Origin of the sequence: Streptomyces sp. sk2.1 (assembly GCF_008120935.1) — a bacterium.
In the GTDB taxonomy this organism is placed as follows: Bacteria; Actinomycetota; Actinomycetes; order Streptomycetales; family Streptomycetaceae; genus Streptomyces.
The window spans coordinates 915,776-933,806 of the sequence record NZ_RDBO01000077.1 but is presented as its reverse complement, the minus strand read 5'-3'; the positions used below and the strand labels follow the sequence as shown (position 1 = coordinate 933,806).

Here is an 18,031-nt window from a genome sequence, read left to right as displayed (position 1 = left end):
GGGGCTGCGCGTCGGCCTCGCGGCGGCCGCCGCCGTGGTGTGCGTGGCGCTCGGCGCGGTGCTGCTGCCGGGGCTCCTCGACGGCGGCGGCGGGGGCCGGGGGGCCGGACGGCAGCGGCGGCGCGGCGGCCGGGACCACCGCGGCCCCGGCGGCGGTGCGTGCCTGCGCCGCGTACCCGGCGAGCTGTCCCCGTACCGCGTCCGTCCAGGGGAACGGTCCCGCCGCGTCCCCGGATCGACCGCCCCCCGGGCCGTCGCTCCTCGGGTCGTCCGGCAGGAGCATCCCGGCCAGCTGCTGCGGGGTCGGGCGGGCCCCGGCGTCGCTGCGCAGGCACTCCTCGATCACCGCCCGCAACCTCGGTGGCACGCCGGACAGTTCGGCCTCGCCCTGCGCGATCCGGAAGATCACGGCCGCCATGTCGGAGTCGTCGAACGGGCCCCGCCCGGTCGCCGCGAAGGCGAGCACCGCCCCGAGGCAGAACACGTCGGAGGCCGGCACCAGCGAGCGCGATCCGTTGACGTGCTCGGGCGAGATGTAGCCGGGGCTGCCCACGACCACACCGGTCCGGGTGAGCTGGGTGGCGTCGAAGGCCTGGGCGATCCCGAAGTCGATCACCTTGGGCCCGTCGGCGCCGAGCAGCACGTTGCCGGGCTTGAGGTCGCGGTGCAGCACGCGCACCGCGTGCATGTCGGCGAGCGCGCGGGCCAGTCCGGCGCCCATCGCGCGGACCACAGGCTCGGGAAGCGGTCCGCCGCGGGTCACCGCCTCGGCCAGCGAGGGACCGGGGACGTACTCGGTCGCCAGCCAGGGCGGCCGGCCGTTCGCGTCGCCGCCGACGAGGGCCGCGGTGTGCGCGCTGCGCACGGCACCCGCCGCGTCGATCTCGCGGCGGAAGCGGATCCGGAAACCCTCGTCGAGGTCGAGGTCGGCGCGGATGGTCTTCAGCGCGACCAGGCCGTCCGGCATCCCCGTGCCGCCCGCGGGCCTGGCCAGGTACACCTCGCCCATGCCGCCCGCGCCCAGCAGTCCGAGCAGCTGGTACGGGCCGATCAGCCGGGCCCGGCCGGCCGGCAACGGCTCGATCACTGTGCGATCCCCTCGTCCGTGCGGTGGTTCACCCGGGCAGCGGCACGGAGACCGTGGTGCCGTCGTCGTACACGACGTGCACGACGCCGCCGGCCGGCAGCATCTGCGGGGCGTTCAGTTCCTTGTCCAGCTGGATGCCGTCGGCCATGTCGTACTCCGGCGTGGGGCTCGGGCCCGGGGCGCCCGGCAGCCGGGTCCCGGCCAGCTCGCCCAGCGTGCCGTCGGGGCGGATCGGGGCGGTGTACAGCATCGCGGTGTCCGCCCAGACCAAGGTGTCGGCGACGATCAGCGCGCCGGAGGCCGGGTTGCTCATGCCCTCCTCCTTCGCTCCGGGGAGCGGGAACCGGCCGAGGAGGCGGCCGGTGTCGCGGCCGACGACGACGAACTCGTCGGGCACGTCGGAGGCGTGCTCGCTGCTCCGGCGGATGACCATCACCCGGTCGTCGACCGCGACGGGGGTCGCCTCGGCGGCGATCCCGGAGTCCAGCGGCACCTTCCCCCGCGTCTTGAGCGTCCCCGCCTCCAGCCGCAGCACGCTCATGTCGGTGCCGAAGCCCGAATCGCTGCCGTTGGAGGTGTAGGCGGAGCAGTAGACGGATTCGCCGCGCAGCCGGAGGCCGCCGCAGTCCTGGGTCGTGCCCAGCAGCGTGCCGTCCTTCGGCCGGAACGCCTTCGGCCCGTCCTCGCCGGCCGCGTAGACCACGTCGCCGCCCATGGCGACCGGCCAGAAATTGCCCCGCTGGGCCTGGGAGAGGCCCTCCGACGCCAGCGGCTCGCGCCACTTCTCGGCGCCGGTCCTCACGTCGTACGCGGCGAGCTGCGCGCCGTCGGGCGCCGACGTGGTGGCGGCGAAGACCAGGCCGTCCAGGACCATCGGGGCGCTGCCCAGGTTGTGCGCGCCACCGCCCCGGGTCTCCCAGCGCACCGCCCCGGTCCTGGCGTCCAGCGACCGCAACTGGCCGCCCGCGGCGAGCAGGACGGAGTCGTCGTGCACGGTGGGGCGGGTGGCGGAGGCCGGCATGAAGAACTGGCCGGTGGGCCCCCAGCCCGCGGCCCGTGACGTCTGCCCGGTGTCGAACGTCCACAGCCGGTGGCCGTCGGCCGCCGACAGTCCCTCGTACGTGCCGTCGGTGAGCCGGCAGGCGATCACGTCGCGGCCCGCGGAGCAGCCGATCGGCTTGCCGGAGAACTTGCCCTTCCAGGACTTCTTCCACCCCGCCGGACGGACGTCGCGGCCGTAGGGGACGGTGCCCGAGGCGTCCGGGCCGCCGTTCTCGTCCACGCCCGCCACGATCCGGGGGCCCTCGGCCCGGCCGCCGTCCCGGGACGGGCCGCCGGAGGACGAACCACCGCCGGGAGCCGCCTCGTTGGGGGTGTTGTTCCTGTCCCGCCAGGCCAGGACGCCCCCGGTGGCCGCGCCCGCCACGATCAGCGCGGCCAGCGCGATGGCCAGGGTGCGCCGGGAGCGGCGCCGGGGCGGGGCGGCGAGGCCGGGACCCTGGGTGGGCGCGATGTGCAGGCCGGGGGTGAAGTCCGTTCTCCGGGTGGGCAGTTGGTGGGGTGCCGGGCTGCTTCCCGCGGCCATCTCGGTCGGGGTGTATCCGGGCAGCAGCGGGCCGTCCAGGGCCACGACCCGGGCCAGTTCGCGCTCGTGCTCGGCGATCTGCCGCGCCACTTCCTGCGGCCACCGGTCGGCGGCGCCGGGGTCGAGCAGTTCCGCGAGCGCGGCGGCGCCCGGCCGGTCGGCCGGTTCGGCCACCAGGCAGCGTTCCAGTACGGCCCGCAGCGCGTCCGGAACGCCGTCGAGGTCGGCCTCGACGTACTTGACCCGGTAGAGCACGGCGGCGACCGGGCCGTCCCCGAAGGGCTCGCGGCCCGTGACGGCGAAGCAGAGCAGGGAGGCGAGGCAGAAGACGTCGGACGCGGGCACGACGCGTCCGCTGCCCGCCACGTGCTCCGGGGACATGAAGGAGGGGCTGCCGACCATGCGGCTGGTGGTGGTGAGCGCGGTCGCGGCGGCGTCCCGGGCGATCCCGAAGTCGATGAGGCGCGGCCCGTCCGCCGCGAGCATCACGTTGCCGGGCTTCACGTCGCGGTGGACGATCCCGGCCCCGTGGACGGCGGCCAGCGCGCGGGCCAGCCCGGCGCCGAGCATCCGCACCTCGGCCTCGGCCATGGCACCGGCCCGGCGGACGGCGGCGGACAGGGTGGGGCCCGCCACGTACCCGGTGGCGAGCCAGGGGACCTCGGCGTCGGCGTCCCCGTCGAGCAGCGGGGCGAGGTGGGGGTCGGCGACGGACCGGGCGACGTCGATCTCGCGGCGGAAGCGGGTGCGGAAGCCGGGGTTCTGGGCCACGTCGCGGCGGACCGTCTTGACGGCGACGGGCTCGCCGCCGTCGTCCCGGACGCCGAGGAAGACCTCCCCCATGCCGCCCGCGCCGAGCCGGGCCCGTACCCCGTACGGCCCGATCCGTTCCGGCGAGTCCTCCCGCAGCGGACCCAGCATGCGCCACTCCCCCCGTCGTAGCCATGGATCGTCGGACACCCCGTGCACGTATCCGGCGGTCATCCTGCCACGGACATGTCACCGGTCACAGCGTCGGACGCCGGGAGACGCCCTCCGCCCGACGCACGACCGGCAATCGCCCGGGAACCGCACCGGGCACACCGGCCCGCGCCGCCACGCGGAACGGTCCCGGTCGCGGCCCGCACGCCGCGACCGGGACCGTCCGCCCGGTTCACATCCAGGTTCGTCCACCGGCCCGCACCCAAGTCCGCACCCGGTTCACATCCGGGTCCGCACCCGGCTCGCACCCGGTCGACATCCAGGTCCGCGCCCGGCCCGCACTCGGCTCCGCGTCCCGGTTCCCGCCCGGTCCGCCTCCCCGCGCGCCGGTCACGCCCCGCCGGTGAGTCCCGCCACCAGCTCGTCCGCCGCCGCGTACGGGTCGAGGCCGCCCGCCACGATCCGCTCGGCGAGCGCGCCGATGTGGCGGTCGCCGTGCAGGTCGCCGATGCGTTCGCGCAGCCGGGTGACGGCGATCGTCTCGACCTCGCGGGCCGCACGGGCCGTGCGCCGCTCGGCGAGCACCCCGTGCTCCTCCATCCACGCCCGGTGCTTCTCCAGCGCCTCGACGACCTCGTCGATGCCCTCGCCCCGGGCGGCGACCGTCTTCACGATCGGCGGCCGCCAGTCACCGGGACCGCGCGCCTCGCCGAGGCCCAGCATGTGGTTGAGCTCGCGCGCGGTGGCGTCCGCGCCGTCCCGGTCGGCCTTGTTGACCACGTACACGTCGCCGATCTCCAGGATTCCGGCCTTCGCCGCCTGGATGCCGTCGCCCATGCCGGGCGCCAGCAGGACGACGGAGGTGTCGGCCTGGGAGGCGATCTCCACCTCCGACTGGCCGACGCCGACCGTCTCCACCAGGATCACGTCGCAGCCCGCCGCGTCCAGCACCCGGATCGCCTGCGGCGCCGACCAGGCGAGGCCGCCCAGATGGCCGCGGGTGGCCATGGAGCGGATGTAGACGCCCGGGTCGGAGGCGTGCTCCGACATCCGGACCCGGTCGCCGAGCAGCGCCCCGCCGGAGAACGGCGAGGACGGGTCGACGGCCAGGACGCCGACCCGCTTGCCGGCCCGCCGGTACGCCGCGACGAGCGCCGACGTCGACGTCGACTTGCCGACACCGGGCGAACCGGTCAGCCCGACGACGTACGCGTTGCCCGTCAGCGGCGCCAGGGCCGCCATCACCTCGCGCAGCTGCGGCGACGCCCCCTCGACCAGGGAGATGAGCCGGGCCACGGCCCGCGGCCGACCCGCGCGTGCCTGCTCGACCAGGGTGGGGACGTCCACCATCACCGCTCCGTTCACTCGCTGCGTGCTGCGTGCTCTACGTGTACCGCGTCCTGCTCGCCCGGAGTACCGGCGGGGCGCCGCCGGGGTGCTACTTGCCCGGGACCCGGATGATCAGCGCGTCGCCCTGGCCGCCGCCGCCGCACAGCGCCGCCGCGCCGGTGCCGCCGCCGCGCCGCTTCAGCTCCAGCGCCAGGTGGAGCACCAGACGGGCGCCGGACATCCCGATCGGGTGGCCGAGCGCGATGGCGCCGCCGTTGACGTTCACCTTGTCCGGGGTGACGCCCAGGTCCTTCATGGACTGGACGGCGACGGCGGCGAACGCCTCGTTGATCTCGATCAGGTCGAGGTCCTCGACCTGGATGCCGGCCTTCTTCACGGCGTGCGCGATGGCGTTGGACGGCTGCGACTGGAGCGAGTTGTCCGGGCCCGCCACGTTGCCGTGGGCGCCGATCTCGGCGATCCAGTCCAGGCCCAGCTCCTCGGCCTTGGTCCTGCTCATCACGACGACCGCGGCCGCGCCGTCGGAGATCTGCGAGGAGGTGCCCGCGGTGATCGTGCCGTCCTTGGCGAACGCGGGGCGCAGCTTGCCGAGGGACTCGACGGTGGTCTCCGGGCGGATGCCCTCGTCCTTGGCGAAGAGGACCGGCTCGCCCTTGCGCTGCGGGATCTCGACCGGGGTGATCTCGGCCTCGAAGATGCCGTTCTTCTGGGCGGCGGCGGCGCGCTGGTGGGAGAGCGCGGCGATCTCGTCCTGGTCCGCGCGGGTCAGGCCCAGGCGGGCGTTGTGCTTCTCGGTGGACTCGCCCATCGCGATGTTCTCGAAGGCGTCGGTCAGACCGTCGTACGCCATCGCGTCGAGCATCTCGATCGCGCCGTACTTGTGGCCCTCGCGGGACTTCGGGAGCAGGTGCGGGGCGTTCGTCATGGACTCCTGGCCGCCGGCGACGACGACGTCGAACTCCCCGGCGCGGATCAGCTGGTCGGCGAGCGCGATCGCGTCGAGCCCGGACAGGCACACCTTGTTGACGGTGAGCGCGGGGACGTTCATCGGGATGCCCGCCTTGACGGCGGCCTGGCGGGCCGGGAGCTGGCCCGCGCCGGCCTGGAGCACCTGGCCCATGATCACGTACTCGACCTGGTCGCCGCCGATGCCGGCCCGGTCCAGCGCGGCCTTGATGGCGATGCCGCCCAGGTCGGCTCCGGAGAAGCTCTTCAGCGAGCCGAGCAGACGTCCCATGGGCGTACGCGCGCCCGCGACGATCACTGAGGTGTTACCGGTCGTTCCAGACATGAGGCGCAGCCCCTTGGGATGAGAAGTGAACGAGGGTTTACTCGAATGTACTGAGCGGTACCGCGCCCGTCATCCGGCAGCGGGTGTGACGGCGCGCACGTTGCGTAACCATCCGTGTGGCGCTGCACTGGTGGCATGCTGACGCGAATCGACCACATCGGGATCGCCTGTTTCAACCTTGACGAGACCGTCGAGTTCTATCGCTCGACCTACGGCTTCGAGGTGTACCACTCCGAGGTCAACGAGGAGCAGGGCGTGCGCGAGGCCATGCTCAGGATCAACGGTACGTCCGACGGCGGCGCCTCCTACCTCCAGCTCCTGGAGCCGACCCGGGAGGACTCCGCCGTGGGCAAATGGCTGGCCAAGAACGGGGAAGGGGTCCATCACATCGCCTTCGGGACCGCGGACGTCGACGCCGACGCGGCGGACATCCGGGAGAAGGGCGTCCGGGTGCTGTACGACGAGCCCAGGAAGGGTTCCATGGGGTCCAGGATCACCTTCCTGCACCCCAAGGACTGCCACGGCGTCCTCACCGAACTGGTCACGTCCTCAGCGGAGCACTGACCTCCGGATACCTGGCCCGGTAGAGTGGGCGGTTCCGGGCCGGGGCCGGGTCGGGGCCGCGCCGCGTCCTCAGCCGTTGATCTGTCACCATTCCCCGGGAGGCCGTTCACCGGCGAACGGTACTCGTAACTTGCAGGAGAGTTGCGACCAGGGTTGGGGTCTCCCCCGCTCGAACGAGGTTGAGAGCTCGGGGAAGGATGGGACCGCGCAGTGCGGGGCTACGAACGCCAGGAGAGCCACCGGGCTGAAGACGACCATCTCTCGCGGTTCGAGGCCGAGATGGACCGGCTGAAGACCGACCGGGAGAAGGCCGTCCAGCACGCCGAGGACCTCGGTTACCAGGTCGAGGTCTTGCGCGCCAAGCTGCACGAGGCTCGGCGCAATCTCGCGACCCGTCCCGCCTATGACAGCGCGGACATCGGCTATCAGGCCGAGCAGTTGCTCCGCAACGCCCAGGTCCAGGCGGAGCAGTTGCGGACCGACGCCGAGCGGGAGCTGCGGGACGCCCGCGCGCAGACGCAGCGCATCCTGCAGGAGCACGCCGAGCACCAGGCGCGGCTCCAGGCCGAGCTGCACAACGAGGCGGTGCAGCGGCGTCAGCAGCTCGACCAGGAACTGGCGGAGCGCCGCCGGACCGTCGAGTCCCACGTCAACGAGAACGTCGCCTGGGCCGAGCAGCTCAGGGCCCGGACGGAGTCCCAGGCCCGTCGGCTGCTGGAGGAGTCGCGGGCGGAGGCCGAGCAGGCCCTGACGACCGCGCGCACCGAGGCGGAGCGGGTCGCGGAGGAGACCCGGCAGCGGCTCGGTTCCGAGGCGGAGTCGGCCCGTGCCGAGGCCGAGGCGCTCCTGCTGCGCGCCCGCAAGGACGCCGAGCGGATGCTGAACGCGGCCTCCAGCCAGGCGCAGGAGGCCACCAGCCACGCCGAGCGGCTGCGCACGACCACCACGGCCGAGACCGAGCAGGCCCGCCAGCAGACCGCCGAGCTGAGCCGGGCCGCCGAGCAGCGCATGCAGGAGGCCGAGACCCAGCTGCGCGAGGCCCGGCTGGCGGCCGAGAAGGTCACCTCCGAGGCGAAGGAGGCCGCGGCCAAGCGGCTGGCCTCCGCCGAGTCGGAGAACGAGCAGCGCACCCGTACGGCCAGGTCCGAGATCGCGCGGCTGGTCGGCGAGGCCACCAAGGAGGCCGAGGTCCTGAAGGCGGAGGCCGAGCAGGCCCTCGCCGACGCCCGCGGCGAGGCGGACCGGCTGAAGTCCGAGGCGACCGAGAAGGCCCGCACGGCCGCCGCCGAGGACACCGCGGCCCAGCTCGCCAAGGCCGCCAGGACCGCCGAGGAGGTGCTGTCCAAGGCGTCCGAGGACGCGAAGTCCACCACCAGGTCGGCCGCCGAGGAGGCCGAGCGGATCCGCCGCGAGGCGGAGGCCGAGGCGGACCGGCTGCGCGGCGAGGCCGCCGAGCAGGCCGACCAGCTCAAGGGCGCGGCCAAGGACGACACCAAGGAGTACCGCGCCAAGACGGTCGAGCTGCAGGAGGAGGCGCGCAGGCTGCGCGGCGAGGCCGAGCAGCTGCGTTCCGAGGCGGTCGCCGAGGGCGAGCGGATCCGGGGCGAGGCGCGCCGCGAGGCCGTCCAGCAGCTGGAGGAGGGCGCGAAGACCGCCGAGGAGCTGCTCGCCAGGGCGAAGGCCGACGCGGAGGAGCTGCGCGGCACCGCGGGCACCGAGAGCGAGCGGGTCCGCACCGAGGCCGCCGAGCGCGCCGCCGCGCTGCGCAAGCAGGCCGAGGAGGCGCTGGAGCGCGCCCGCGCCGAGGCCGAGCAGCTGCGCGCCGACGCCGAGGAGCAGGCCGGTTCGACCACCGGGGCGGCCGAGCGGGCCGCGGCGGAGCTGCGCGAGGAGACCGAGCGCGCGGTCGCGGCCCGGCATGCGGAGGCGGCCGAGGAGCTGTCCCGGCTGCACACGGAGGCCGAGACCAGGGTCACCACCGCCGAGCAGGAGCTCACGGACGCGCGCGCCGAGGCGGAGCGCATCCGGCGGGAGACGAACGAGGAGTCCGAGCGGCTGCGCACGGAGGCCGCCGAGCGGCTGCGGGCGCTGCGGGAGCAGGCCGAGACCGAGGCGGAGCGGCTGCGCGACGAGGCCGCGGCGGACGCCTCGCAGTCGCGGGCCGAGGGCGAGTCGGTGGCCGTGCGGCTGCGCACGGAGGCCGCCGCCGAGGCGGAGCGGCTCAAGTCGGAGGCGCAGGAGAGCGCCGGCCGGCTGCGTTCCGAGGCCGCCGCCGCCGCGGAGCGGGTGGGTACGGAGGCCGCGGAGGCGCTGGCCGCCGCCCAGGAGGAGGCCAAGCGGCGCCGCCGGGAGTCGGAGGAGACTCTTGAGGCGGCGCGCACCGAGGCGAACCAGGAGCGCGAGCGGGCCCGCGAGCAGAGCGAGGACCTCCTCGCCTCCGCCCGCAAGCGGGTCGAGGAGGCCCAGGCCGAGGCCCAGCGGCTGGTCGAGGAGGCGGACGGCCGGGCGACCGAGCTGGTCTCCGCGGCCGAGCAGACCGCCCAGCAGGTGCGGGACTCGGTCAGTGGGCTCCAGGAGCAGGCCGAGGAGGAGATCGCCGGGCTGCGTTCGACCGCCGAGCACGTCGCGGAGCGCACGAAGGCCGAGGCGCAGGAGGAGGCGGACCGGGTCCGCACCGACGCGTACGCGGAGCGGGAGCGGGCCGGCGAGGACGCGGCGCGGGCCCGTCAGGAGGCGCAGGAGGCGTCCGAGGCCGCGAAGGAGCTGGCCGAGCGGACCGTGGCCGACGCGACCGCCGAGGCGGAGCGGCTGCGCGCGGACACCGCGGAGTACGTCCAGCGGATGCGCACCGAGGCGTCCGACGCGCTGGCCTCCGCGGAGCAGGACGCGGCGCGCAGCCGTGCCGAGGCCCGCGAGGACGCCAACCGGATGCGTTCGGACGCGGCGACCCAGGCCGACCGGCTGGTGGGCGAGGCGACGGACGAGGCCGAACGGGTCCGTACGGAGTCGACGCAGCAGGCGACCACGCTGGTCGAGGAGGCCACCCAGCAGGCGGCCCGGGTGACGGGCGAGGCCGCGGACGAGGCCGAGCGGCTGCGGGCCGAGGCGGCGGCCGCCGTCGGGGCGGCGCAGGAGCACGCGGCCCGTACCCGTGAGGAGTCCGAGCGGGTGCGCGCGGACGCCGAGGCGGCGGCCGAGCAGATGCGCGCGGAGGCCCGTCAGGAGGCGGACCGGCTGCTCGACGAGGCGCGGGAGGCCGCGGCCAAGCGCCGGGCCGACGCGGCGGAGCAGGCCGACCAGCTCATCGACAAGGCCCGGGAGGAGGCGCTGCGCACCGCCACCGAGGCCGAGAAGCAGGCCGACACGATGGTCGGCGCGGCCCGCAAGGAGGCCACGCGGATCACCTCGGAGGCGACCGTGGAGGGCAATTCCCTGGTGGAGCGGGCCCGTACGGACGCGGACGAGCTGCTGGTCGGCGCGCGCCGGGACGCCACGGCGAGCCGGGAGCGGGCCGAGGAGCTGCGGGCCCGGATCGAGGGCGAGATCGAGGAACTGCACGACCGGGCCCGGCGGGAGACCGCCGAGCAGATGAAGACGGCGGGCGAGCGCGTCGACAACCTGATGAAGGCGGCGACCGAGCAGCGCGACGAGGCGGAGGCCAAGGCCAAGGAGCTGCTGGCGGACGCCAACTCGGAGGCGAGCAAGGTCCGGATCGCCGCGGTGAAGCGGGCCGAGTCGCTGCTGAAGGAGGCCGAGCAGAAGAAGACCACGGTGGTCCGCGAGGCCGAGAAGCTGCGGACCGAGGCCGAGGCCGAGGCGAAGCGCATGGTGGACGAGGGGCAGCGCGAACTCGATCTGCTGGTGCGGCGCCGGGCGGACATCAACACCGAGATCTCCCGTGTCCAGGACGTGCTGGAGGCGCTGGAGTCCTTCGAGACGCCGACGGGCGGCAAGGGCGGGGGCGGCTCCTCGGGCGGTGTCAAAGCCGGGGCCTCCGCGGGCACTCGATCGGGTGGCAAGTCGTCCGAGGGGTAGTCGCCTTGCCGTGTCCCGTGCTTCGTCAGGAACGTTCAACCCTCCGAGTGGCAAGAGTTGCGGGGGTTAGCCACTCAAAAGGAGGGTCATTCTCCAGATCAAAAGGGCATCCGCTCGGTGACACGCCGTCCGGGCCCCTAGGATTCCCTCTAACACCTCACCGGTCTCATTCGACAGGAACCCCATGAGCGACCCTTCCTCCCCCTTCGGCTTCGAGCTCGTGCGACGTGGATACGACCGCGGTCAGGTGGATGACCGCATTACCAAGCTCGTCGCCGACCGTGATAGTGCTCTCGCCCGCATCACCTCTCTGGAAAAGCGCATCGAGGAGCTCCACCTCGAAACCCAGAACGCCCAGGCCCAGGTGAACGACGCGGAGCCGTCGTACGCCGGTCTCGGCGCGCGTGTGGAGAAGATCCTCCGCCTGGCCGAGGAGGAGGCGAAGGACCTGCGAGAGGAGGCCCGTCGCGCCGCCGAGCAGCACCGCGAGCTGGCCGAGTCCGCCGCCCAGCAGGTGCGCAACGACGCCGAGACGTTCGCCGCCGAGCGCAAGGCGAAGGCCGAGGACGAGGGCGTCCGCATCATCGAGAAGGCCAAGGGGGAGGCCGGCTCGCTGCGTACGGATGCCCAGAAGGACGCCGCGCAGAAGCGCGAGGAGGCCGACGCCCTCTTCGAGGAGACCCGCGCCAAGGCCGCCCAGGCCGCCGCGGACTTCGAGACCAACCTGGCCAAGCGCCGCGACCAGTCGGAGCGCGACCTCGCGTCCCGTCAGGCCAAGGCCGAGAAGCGCCTCGCCGAGATCGAGCACCGCGCCGAGCAGCTCCGCCTGGAGGCCGAGAAGCTCCGTACGGACGCCGAGCGCCGGGCCCGTCAGACGGTGGAGACCGCGCAGCGCCAGTCCGAGGACATCGTGGCCGACGCGAACGCGAAGGCCGACCGGATCCGCAGCGAATCGGAGCGCGAGCTGGCGGCGCTCACCAACCGCCGCGACTCGATCAACGCCCAGCTCACCAACGTCCGCGAGATGCTGGCGACGCTGACCGGCGCCGCGGTGGCCGCCGCCGGCTCCCCCGCCGACGACGAGCCGGTCACCCGTGGTGTCCCGGCCCAGCAGACCCACTGACCCGGCCGCCCCTGCGGCGGGTCCGCACGTGTGAGTGAGGGCGTCGAAGATCCCGGCCGGCCCTCGGCCGGGATCTTCGACGCCCTCTTCGTGTGCCCGGTGCCGCCCCTGTGGCGCCGGGCGCGCGGCCGTTCTAGCGTGAACGCATGATCGAGCTCGATGGCCTCACCAAGCGCTTCGGCAACAAGGTTGCCGTCGACCGGCTCTCGTTCCGGGTCAGGCCCGGGATGGTGACGGGCTTTCTGGGGCCCAACGGGGCGGGCAAGTCCACGACGATGCGGATGATGCTCGATCTCGACAACCCGACCGGTGGTTCGGTCCGCATCGACGGCAAGCACTACCGCGAGCTGGAGGAGCCCCTCAAGTACATCGGGGCGCTGCTGGACGCGAAGTCGATGCACGGCGGGCGCAGCGCGTACAACAACCTGCTCTGTCTCGCGCAGAGCAATCGCATCCCGGAGAGCCGGGTGGCGGAGGTGCTGGACACCGTGGGGCTGACCGCGGTGGCGCGGAAGAAGTCGAAGGGCTTCTCGCTCGGCATGAGCCAGCGGCTCGGCATCGCGGCGGCGCTGCTCGGCGACCCCCAGGTGCTGCTCTTCGACGAGCCGGTCAACGGCCTCGACCCCGAGGGCATCCACTGGATCCGCAACCTGATGAAGACGCTCGCCGTGGAGGGCCGCACGGTCTTCGTCTCCAGCCACCTGATGAGCGAGATGGCGCTCACCGCCGACCACCTGATCGTGATCGGCCAGGGCAAGCTGCTCGCCGACACGTCGATGGCCGACTTCATCCACCGCAACTCCCGCAGCTACGTGCGGCTGCGCTCCCCGCAGCGGGAACGGCTGCTGGACGTGCTGCACGGGGAGGGGCTGATCGTGGTCGAGGCGGGCGGCGGCACGCTGGAGATCGACGGCGCCACCACCGAGGCGCTGGGCGAGCTCGCCGCGCGGCACCAGATCGTGCTGCACGAGCTGAGCTCCCAGCGGGCCTCCCTGGAGGAGGCGTTCATGCGGATGACGGCGGAGTCGGTGGAGTACCACGCGCACGCGGACCACAGCCCGGCGCCACCGCCCGCGGGTCCGGGCTGGGGCGATCAGTGGGACCGGCGGACCGGTGGCGGACCCGCCGGGACCGACGGCGGGGAGGGGTGACGGCGATGGCATCGGTACCCGCGGTCCTGGCTTCCGAGTGGACCAAGATCCGTACGGTCTCCTCGACCGTCTGGACGCTGATCTCCGCGTTCGTCGTCACCGTCGCGATGAGCGCGGCGCTCTGCGCCCTGATGAACGCCCAGTTCGACGACCTCCCCGTGATGGAGCGGGCCACCTTCGACCCGACCCTCATCAGCTTCTCCGGCATGGTCCTCGGCCAGTTGGCCATGGTGGTCTTCGGTGTGCTGGTGGTCGGTACGGAGTACAGCTCGGGCATGATCCGGACCTCGCTGGCGGCGGTGCCCCAGCGCGGTTCGTTCCTGTTCAGCAAGGTCGTGGTGGCCGGTCTGCTGGCCCTGGCGGTGGGCATCACGACCAGCTTCGCCTCGTTCTTCCTCGGCCAGGCCCTGCTGGGCGAGCACCGCACCGGCATCGGCGCGGACAACGTCCTGCGCGCGGTCGTCGGCGGCGGCCTGTACATGGGGCTGATCGGGATCTTCTCCATGGGCGTGGCGACGATGCTGCGCAGTTCCATGCTGTCGCTCGGCATCCTGATGCCGTTCTTCTTCCTGGTCTCCCAGATCCTGTCGGTGGTGCCGGGGGCGAAGAAGGTCGCCCGGTACTTCCCCGACCAGGCCGGTTCCAAGATCATGCAGGTGGTCCCGGACGCGCTGAACAGCGATCCGGCGCCGTACGGGCCGTGGGGCGGGCTCGGCATCCTGGTCGCCTGGGTGGCGGCGGCGCTGCTCGGCGGCTATCTCGTGCTCAAGAAGCGGGACGCCTGACGAAGGGCCGGGGCCGTCGGTACGGGGCCGGCTGCCGCCGGTCCGCCGGGTCCGCGGGGGAGGCACGCCCCGGAACGACTTGGCCGGAACCGTCAGGGGCTGGTTATCCTCCTAACTCTTACGGGGGTGTGCGGCCGCTCGGCCCGGCCCCGACGACAGACGTGAGTCGATGGGGCTGAAGCATGATCGAGGCAGTCGGCCTGACCAAGCGCTATGGCGCGAAGACGGCCGTGCACAACCTTTCCTTCCAGGTGCGGCCGGGCGCCGTCACCGGATTCCTCGGTCCCAACGGGTCGGGCAAGTCCACCACCATGCGCATGATGCTGGGCCTGGACCGGCCGACCTCCGGTCATGTCACGATCGGCGGCCACCCCTACCGCAGTCTGCCGAACGCGCCGCGGCTGGTGGGCGCGCTGCTGGACGCGAAGGCCGTGCACGGCGGGCGCAGCGCCCGCAACCACCTCCTCTCGCTCGCCCAGCTGGCCGGCATCCCGGCCCCCCGGGTCGACGAGGTGCTCGGTGTCGTCGGCCTCCAGGACGTGGCGCGCAAGCGGTCCAAGGGCTTCTCGCTCGGCATGGGCCAGCGGCTCGGCATCGCGGCGGCGCTGCTCGGCGACCCCCAGGTGCTGCTCTTCGACGAGCCGGTCAACGGCCTCGACCCCGAGGGCATCCTCTGGGTCCGCAACCTGATGAAGATGCTGGCGGCCGAGGGCCGCACGGTCTTCGTCTCCAGCCACCTGATGAGCGAGATGGCGCTCACCGCCGACCACCTGATCGTGATCGGCCGCGGGCAGCTGCTCGCCGACATGAGCGTCACCGACTTCATCTCCGCAAACTCCGCCGACTTCGCCCGGGTCCGGGTTCCGGACGGGGCCGCCGGGCACCGCGAGAAGCTGACCGCCGCGCTCACCGGGGCGGGCGGGCAGGTCATGCCCGAGCCGGACGGGGCCCTGCGGGTCACCGGCCTCCCGCTGCCCCGGATCAGCGATCTGGCGCACGGGGCGGACGTCCGGCTGTGGGAGCTCTCGCCGCACCAGGCGTCGCTGGAGGAGGCGTACATGCGGATGACGCAGGGCGTCGTGGACTACCGTTCGACGGCGGACGAGCGGGCCGGCCTCCAGCAGCCGGCGCACAACGGGTACGGGGCCGCGCAGCCGCCGGTTCCGGAGGCCCCGCAGCACAACTGGTACGCCCCGCCGCCGCCCGGACAGCCCGGTGAGCGGGGCGAGCGCGGCGGGCAAGCACTACCGCTCCCCCGGCTCCCGCCGCTCCCGCGGACCTGACCAAGCACGACACCAGCGAGGACGCCCGATGACCACGCCGCCGCCCCCGCAGGCACCGTACCGAGAGCAGGACCTGTCGGCCGCGCTCGGCTCCTACACCTCGCCCATCCCGGTGCGCGCCGCGACCCTCGGCGACGCGCTCGCCTCCGAGTGGACCAAGATCCGTTCGGTGCGCTCCACGATCTGGACGCTCGGCGTCATGGTTGTGCTGCTGGTCGGGATCGGGCTGCTGACCGCGGTCGCGGTCAACGCCGCCGATGCCGACATGGGCTCGATGCCGGTGCTCAGCCTCGGCTTCTACGGGGTGCTGCTCGGCTCGCTCTGCGTGATCACGCTCGGCGTGCTGACCATCGCCTCGGAGTACGGCACGGGCATGATCCGCACGACGCTGACCGCCTGCCCCAGCCGCTACCGGGTGCTGTGCGCGAAGGCGATCGTCTTCTTCCTCCTCACCTTCGTCATCACGACCGTGACCACCGCCCTGGTCGCGGCGGCGCAGACCGCCATCGTCGGCGGCGAGGCGCCCTCCGGCGACGACTGGCTGCGCGCGACGGTCGGCGTCGGTCTCTACACCGCGACGCTGGGCCTGCTCTCGCTCGCGGTCGGCGCCCTCATCCGGCACTCCGCCGGGGCGATCACGATCATGATCGGCCTGGTGCTGCTGCCGCTCGTGCTGGGCATGTTCATGTTCTCGTCGTCGCTCTCCGACCTGCGGATGCTGCTCTTCGAGTACTCGATCCCCAACCAGCTCAGCGCGTTCTACTCGGCCCCGGTGACCGATTCGGGGCCGTCCGGCTGGGATCCGCTGTGGATCATGCTCGGCGTCTCGGCCGTGGCGCTGTTCTGCGCCTGCCTCTCCATGGACCGCCGGGACGTCTGAGCGGCTCCGCCCCTCCCCCGTGACGGGGCGTCATCAGTGACGGGGGGCGTTCCTGGACCGCTGCACCTGCGTGGTGCGGCGGTCCTTCGCGTTCCAGCAGGCCTTGTGCCAGTGCCTGCGGTCGTCGATGCCGCCGTACTCGGACCAGGCCACCAGGTGCGGGACGCCGGACGGGATCTCCTGGTCGCAGCCGGGGCAGCGGTAGTGCTTGCCCGCCGCGCTCGCCCCGCTCACCGGGCGGACCGACCACTGCTCGCCCCGCCACTCCTCCGTGCGTCCGCCGCCGCCGTACCGGGCTCCCGGTTCCGCCGCGCTGTCGTGGGGACTCTCGCCGCCTCGGGGGCGGTTTCGGCGCGGGGACACGTGACACCTCACAAAACAGGCCGGGCAGTTCCCGTCCAAGCGTAGGGCCATTCGGCCGACGGCGGTGCCCGGCACCCTCCGGGGCGTCACCCCGAAGGGGGTGAGTTACCGGAAAATCGCAACAACCTGCCTCCGGCCCGTGCCCTTGGCACGTGTCAGACGTTGTTGCCTGTAGGGGAGAGCCGCGTCGGCCGCAAGGAGGCAATTGGCGATGCGTGTGGGAACGTTCGTACTGGCAGCCCAGTTTCCGGGGCAGGGACCGGGGGAAGCGCTGCACCGCGCGGTCCGGTCCGCCGAGGTCGCGGAGGAATCCGGGCTCGACTCGGTCTGGCTGGCGGAACATCACTTCGTGCCGTACGGGGTCTGCCCGTCCGCCGTCACCCTGGCCGCGCTGCTGCTCGGCCGCACCCGCAGGATCCGGGTGGGCACGGCGGTCAGCGTGCTGCCCACCCAGCACCCGGTCGCGCTCGGCGAACAGGCCGCGCTGCTCCACCTCACCAGCGGCGGCCGGTTCACCCTCGGCGTCGGCCGGGGCGGACCGTGGGTCGACCTGGAGGTGTTCGGGAGCGGCCTGACGGCGTACGAGAAGGGCTTCCCGGAGTCCCTGGGGCTGCTGCTCGACTGGCTGCGCGAGCCGCGGGTGGCCGGGCGCGGGGAGCGGTACGGCTTCCGCGAGGTCGCGGTGGTCCCCCGGGCCGACGAACTGGCCGACGAGAACGGCGACGGCCTCGGCGGTCCCGAGGTGATCGTCGCGTGCACCTCGCCGAAGACGGTGCGACTCGCGGCGGAGAACGGGCTGCCGATGCTGCTCGGGATGCACTGCGAGGACGGGGAGAAGGCCGACATGGTCGCCCTGTGGCGCTCCACCGCCCTCGCTGCGGGCCGTTCGCCCGAGAGCGTCCGCGCCGCCGGGCACGTCTCCGCCGGGGTGGTCCAGATCGCCGACCGGCGCGAGGACGCCGTGGAGACGCTCGTGAAGACGATGCCCGGCTGGCTGCGACAGGGACTGGACGCCCATGTGACGGTCGACGGACGGCACCGGGTGATGCGCGACCCGGTCGCGTACACGGAATTCCTGTGCGGCCTCCATCCGGTGGGCCCGCCCCGGCTCGCCGCCGACCGGCTCGCCGCCACCGCCGAGCGGACGGGCATCACCCGCTTCGCGCTCCTGGCGGAGGGCTCGGGGGATCTGGCGGCCACGGAGGAGAACGTGGCGCGGCTGGGCACCGAAGTGCTCCCGCTGCTCGCATGACACCCCGCGCTCGCACGGCACCCCGCCAGGAGCACGCGCACCCCGCTCCGGAACCGGCCGGGACCCCTCCGGTCCGGGACCGCGGGCAGAAGCACTCGGGCCCCGTACGGCCGCGGCCGGCCGGACGGGGCCCGGGGCGTGCTGCGGAAGCGACGTCGTCCGCCCGCGGGCGGGCCGGTGGCATCCGGCCCGACGGAGCTTCCGGAACACGCCCCAGGGCCTTTCGTCCGGATCATGCCGGGCTCGCGTGCCCCGGCACTTCCCCGAGCCCCCGGCTGCGTTCGAGCAGGGGAGCCCCCATCGCCCGCCGCGTTGACGTCGGTCGCCAGGGCTCCTTCCCCGAGCTGTCGGCTCCGCTCGA

At 73.6% G+C, this 18,031-nt stretch carries 12 protein-coding genes and 1 pseudogene; 8 read left to right on the top strand and 5 right to left on the bottom strand.

What is annotated here, in order from left to right; genetic code table 11:
- From EAO76_RS31425 to EAO76_RS31410, 4 genes are all read right to left on the bottom strand, one after another.
- On the bottom strand, window positions 1–1,087 hold a 1,087-nt coding region (locus EAO76_RS31425), incomplete at its 3' end, for a serine/threonine-protein kinase (RefSeq protein ID WP_148840412.1).
- Window positions 1,088–1,115: 28 nt separating this feature from the next.
- Window positions 1,116–3,593, bottom strand: coding sequence for a protein kinase domain-containing protein (locus tag EAO76_RS31420; protein ID WP_148839261.1), 2,478 nt, complete (start codon window positions 3,591–3,593; stop codon window positions 1,116–1,118).
- Window positions 3,594–3,983: 390 nt separating this feature from the next.
- Window positions 3,984–4,943 carry a methylmalonyl Co-A mutase-associated GTPase MeaB gene (gene meaB / locus EAO76_RS31415; RefSeq protein ID WP_187438850.1) on the bottom strand — a complete coding sequence of 320 codons (960 nt, stop codon included), beginning with the start codon at window positions 4,941–4,943 and terminating at the stop codon, window positions 3,984–3,986.
- An 88-nt stretch (window positions 4,944–5,031) separates the two neighbouring features.
- On the bottom strand, window positions 5,032–6,234 hold the full coding sequence (locus EAO76_RS31410) for an acetyl-CoA C-acetyltransferase (protein ID WP_148839260.1): 1,203 nt from the start codon (window positions 6,232–6,234) through the stop codon (window positions 5,032–5,034).
- Between the two features lie 135 nt (window positions 6,235–6,369).
- Here EAO76_RS31410 and mce point away from each other — a divergent pair, with 135 nt between their 5' ends.
- The 7 genes and pseudogenes from mce to EAO76_RS31375 all read left to right on the top strand — a co-directional run bounded on the left by mce (window position 6,370) and on the right by EAO76_RS31375 (window position 16,055).
- Window positions 6,370–6,798, top strand: a complete 429-nt coding sequence (mce, locus tag EAO76_RS31405; RefSeq protein WP_148839259.1) for a methylmalonyl-CoA epimerase — start codon at window positions 6,370–6,372, stop codon at window positions 6,796–6,798.
- Window positions 6,799–7,008: 210 nt separating this feature from the next.
- On the top strand, window positions 7,009–10,833 hold the full coding sequence (gene scy / locus EAO76_RS31400; RefSeq protein WP_148839258.1) for a polarized growth protein Scy: 3,825 nt from the start codon (window positions 7,009–7,011) through the stop codon (window positions 10,831–10,833).
- Between the two features lie 184 nt (window positions 10,834–11,017).
- Entirely contained in the window at window positions 11,018–11,956 is a 939-nt protein-coding gene (locus EAO76_RS31395) for a cellulose-binding protein (RefSeq protein ID WP_148839257.1), read from the top strand.
- Window positions 11,957–12,102: 146 nt separating this feature from the next.
- Window positions 12,103–13,107: an ABC transporter ATP-binding protein gene (locus EAO76_RS31390; protein ID WP_148839256.1), complete on the top strand. Its 1,005-nt coding sequence runs from the start codon at window positions 12,103–12,105 to the stop codon at window positions 13,105–13,107.
- Window positions 13,108–13,112: 5 nt separating this feature from the next.
- Window positions 13,113–13,892, top strand: coding sequence for an ABC transporter permease subunit (locus EAO76_RS31385; protein WP_148839255.1), 780 nt, complete (start codon window positions 13,113–13,115; stop codon window positions 13,890–13,892).
- Between the two features lie 182 nt (window positions 13,893–14,074).
- Window positions 14,075–15,207 (top strand): annotated as a pseudogene (locus tag EAO76_RS31380) (ABC transporter ATP-binding protein).
- The gene (locus EAO76_RS31375; protein ID WP_148839254.1) at window positions 15,204–16,055 is read left to right on the top strand and encodes an ABC transporter permease subunit; all 852 of its coding nucleotides are present in this window, start codon (window positions 15,204–15,206) and stop codon (window positions 16,053–16,055) included. The pseudogene EAO76_RS31380 and the gene EAO76_RS31375 overlap by 4 nt, the downstream one beginning before the upstream one ends.
- A gap of 33 nt (window positions 16,056–16,088) precedes the next feature.
- Here EAO76_RS31375 and EAO76_RS31370 read toward each other — a convergent pair whose 3' ends face one another.
- Window positions 16,089–16,418 carry an ATP/GTP-binding protein gene (locus tag EAO76_RS31370; protein ID WP_148839253.1) on the bottom strand — a complete coding sequence of 110 codons (330 nt, stop codon included), beginning with the start codon at window positions 16,416–16,418 and terminating at the stop codon, window positions 16,089–16,091.
- Window positions 16,419–16,629: 211 nt separating this feature from the next.
- Between EAO76_RS31370 and EAO76_RS31365 the strand changes: the two genes are divergently transcribed.
- On the top strand, window positions 16,630–17,670 hold the full coding sequence (locus tag EAO76_RS31365; RefSeq protein ID WP_148839252.1) for an LLM class flavin-dependent oxidoreductase: 1,041 nt from the start codon (window positions 16,630–16,632) through the stop codon (window positions 17,668–17,670).
- Window positions 17,671–18,031: the final 361 nt, after the last annotated feature.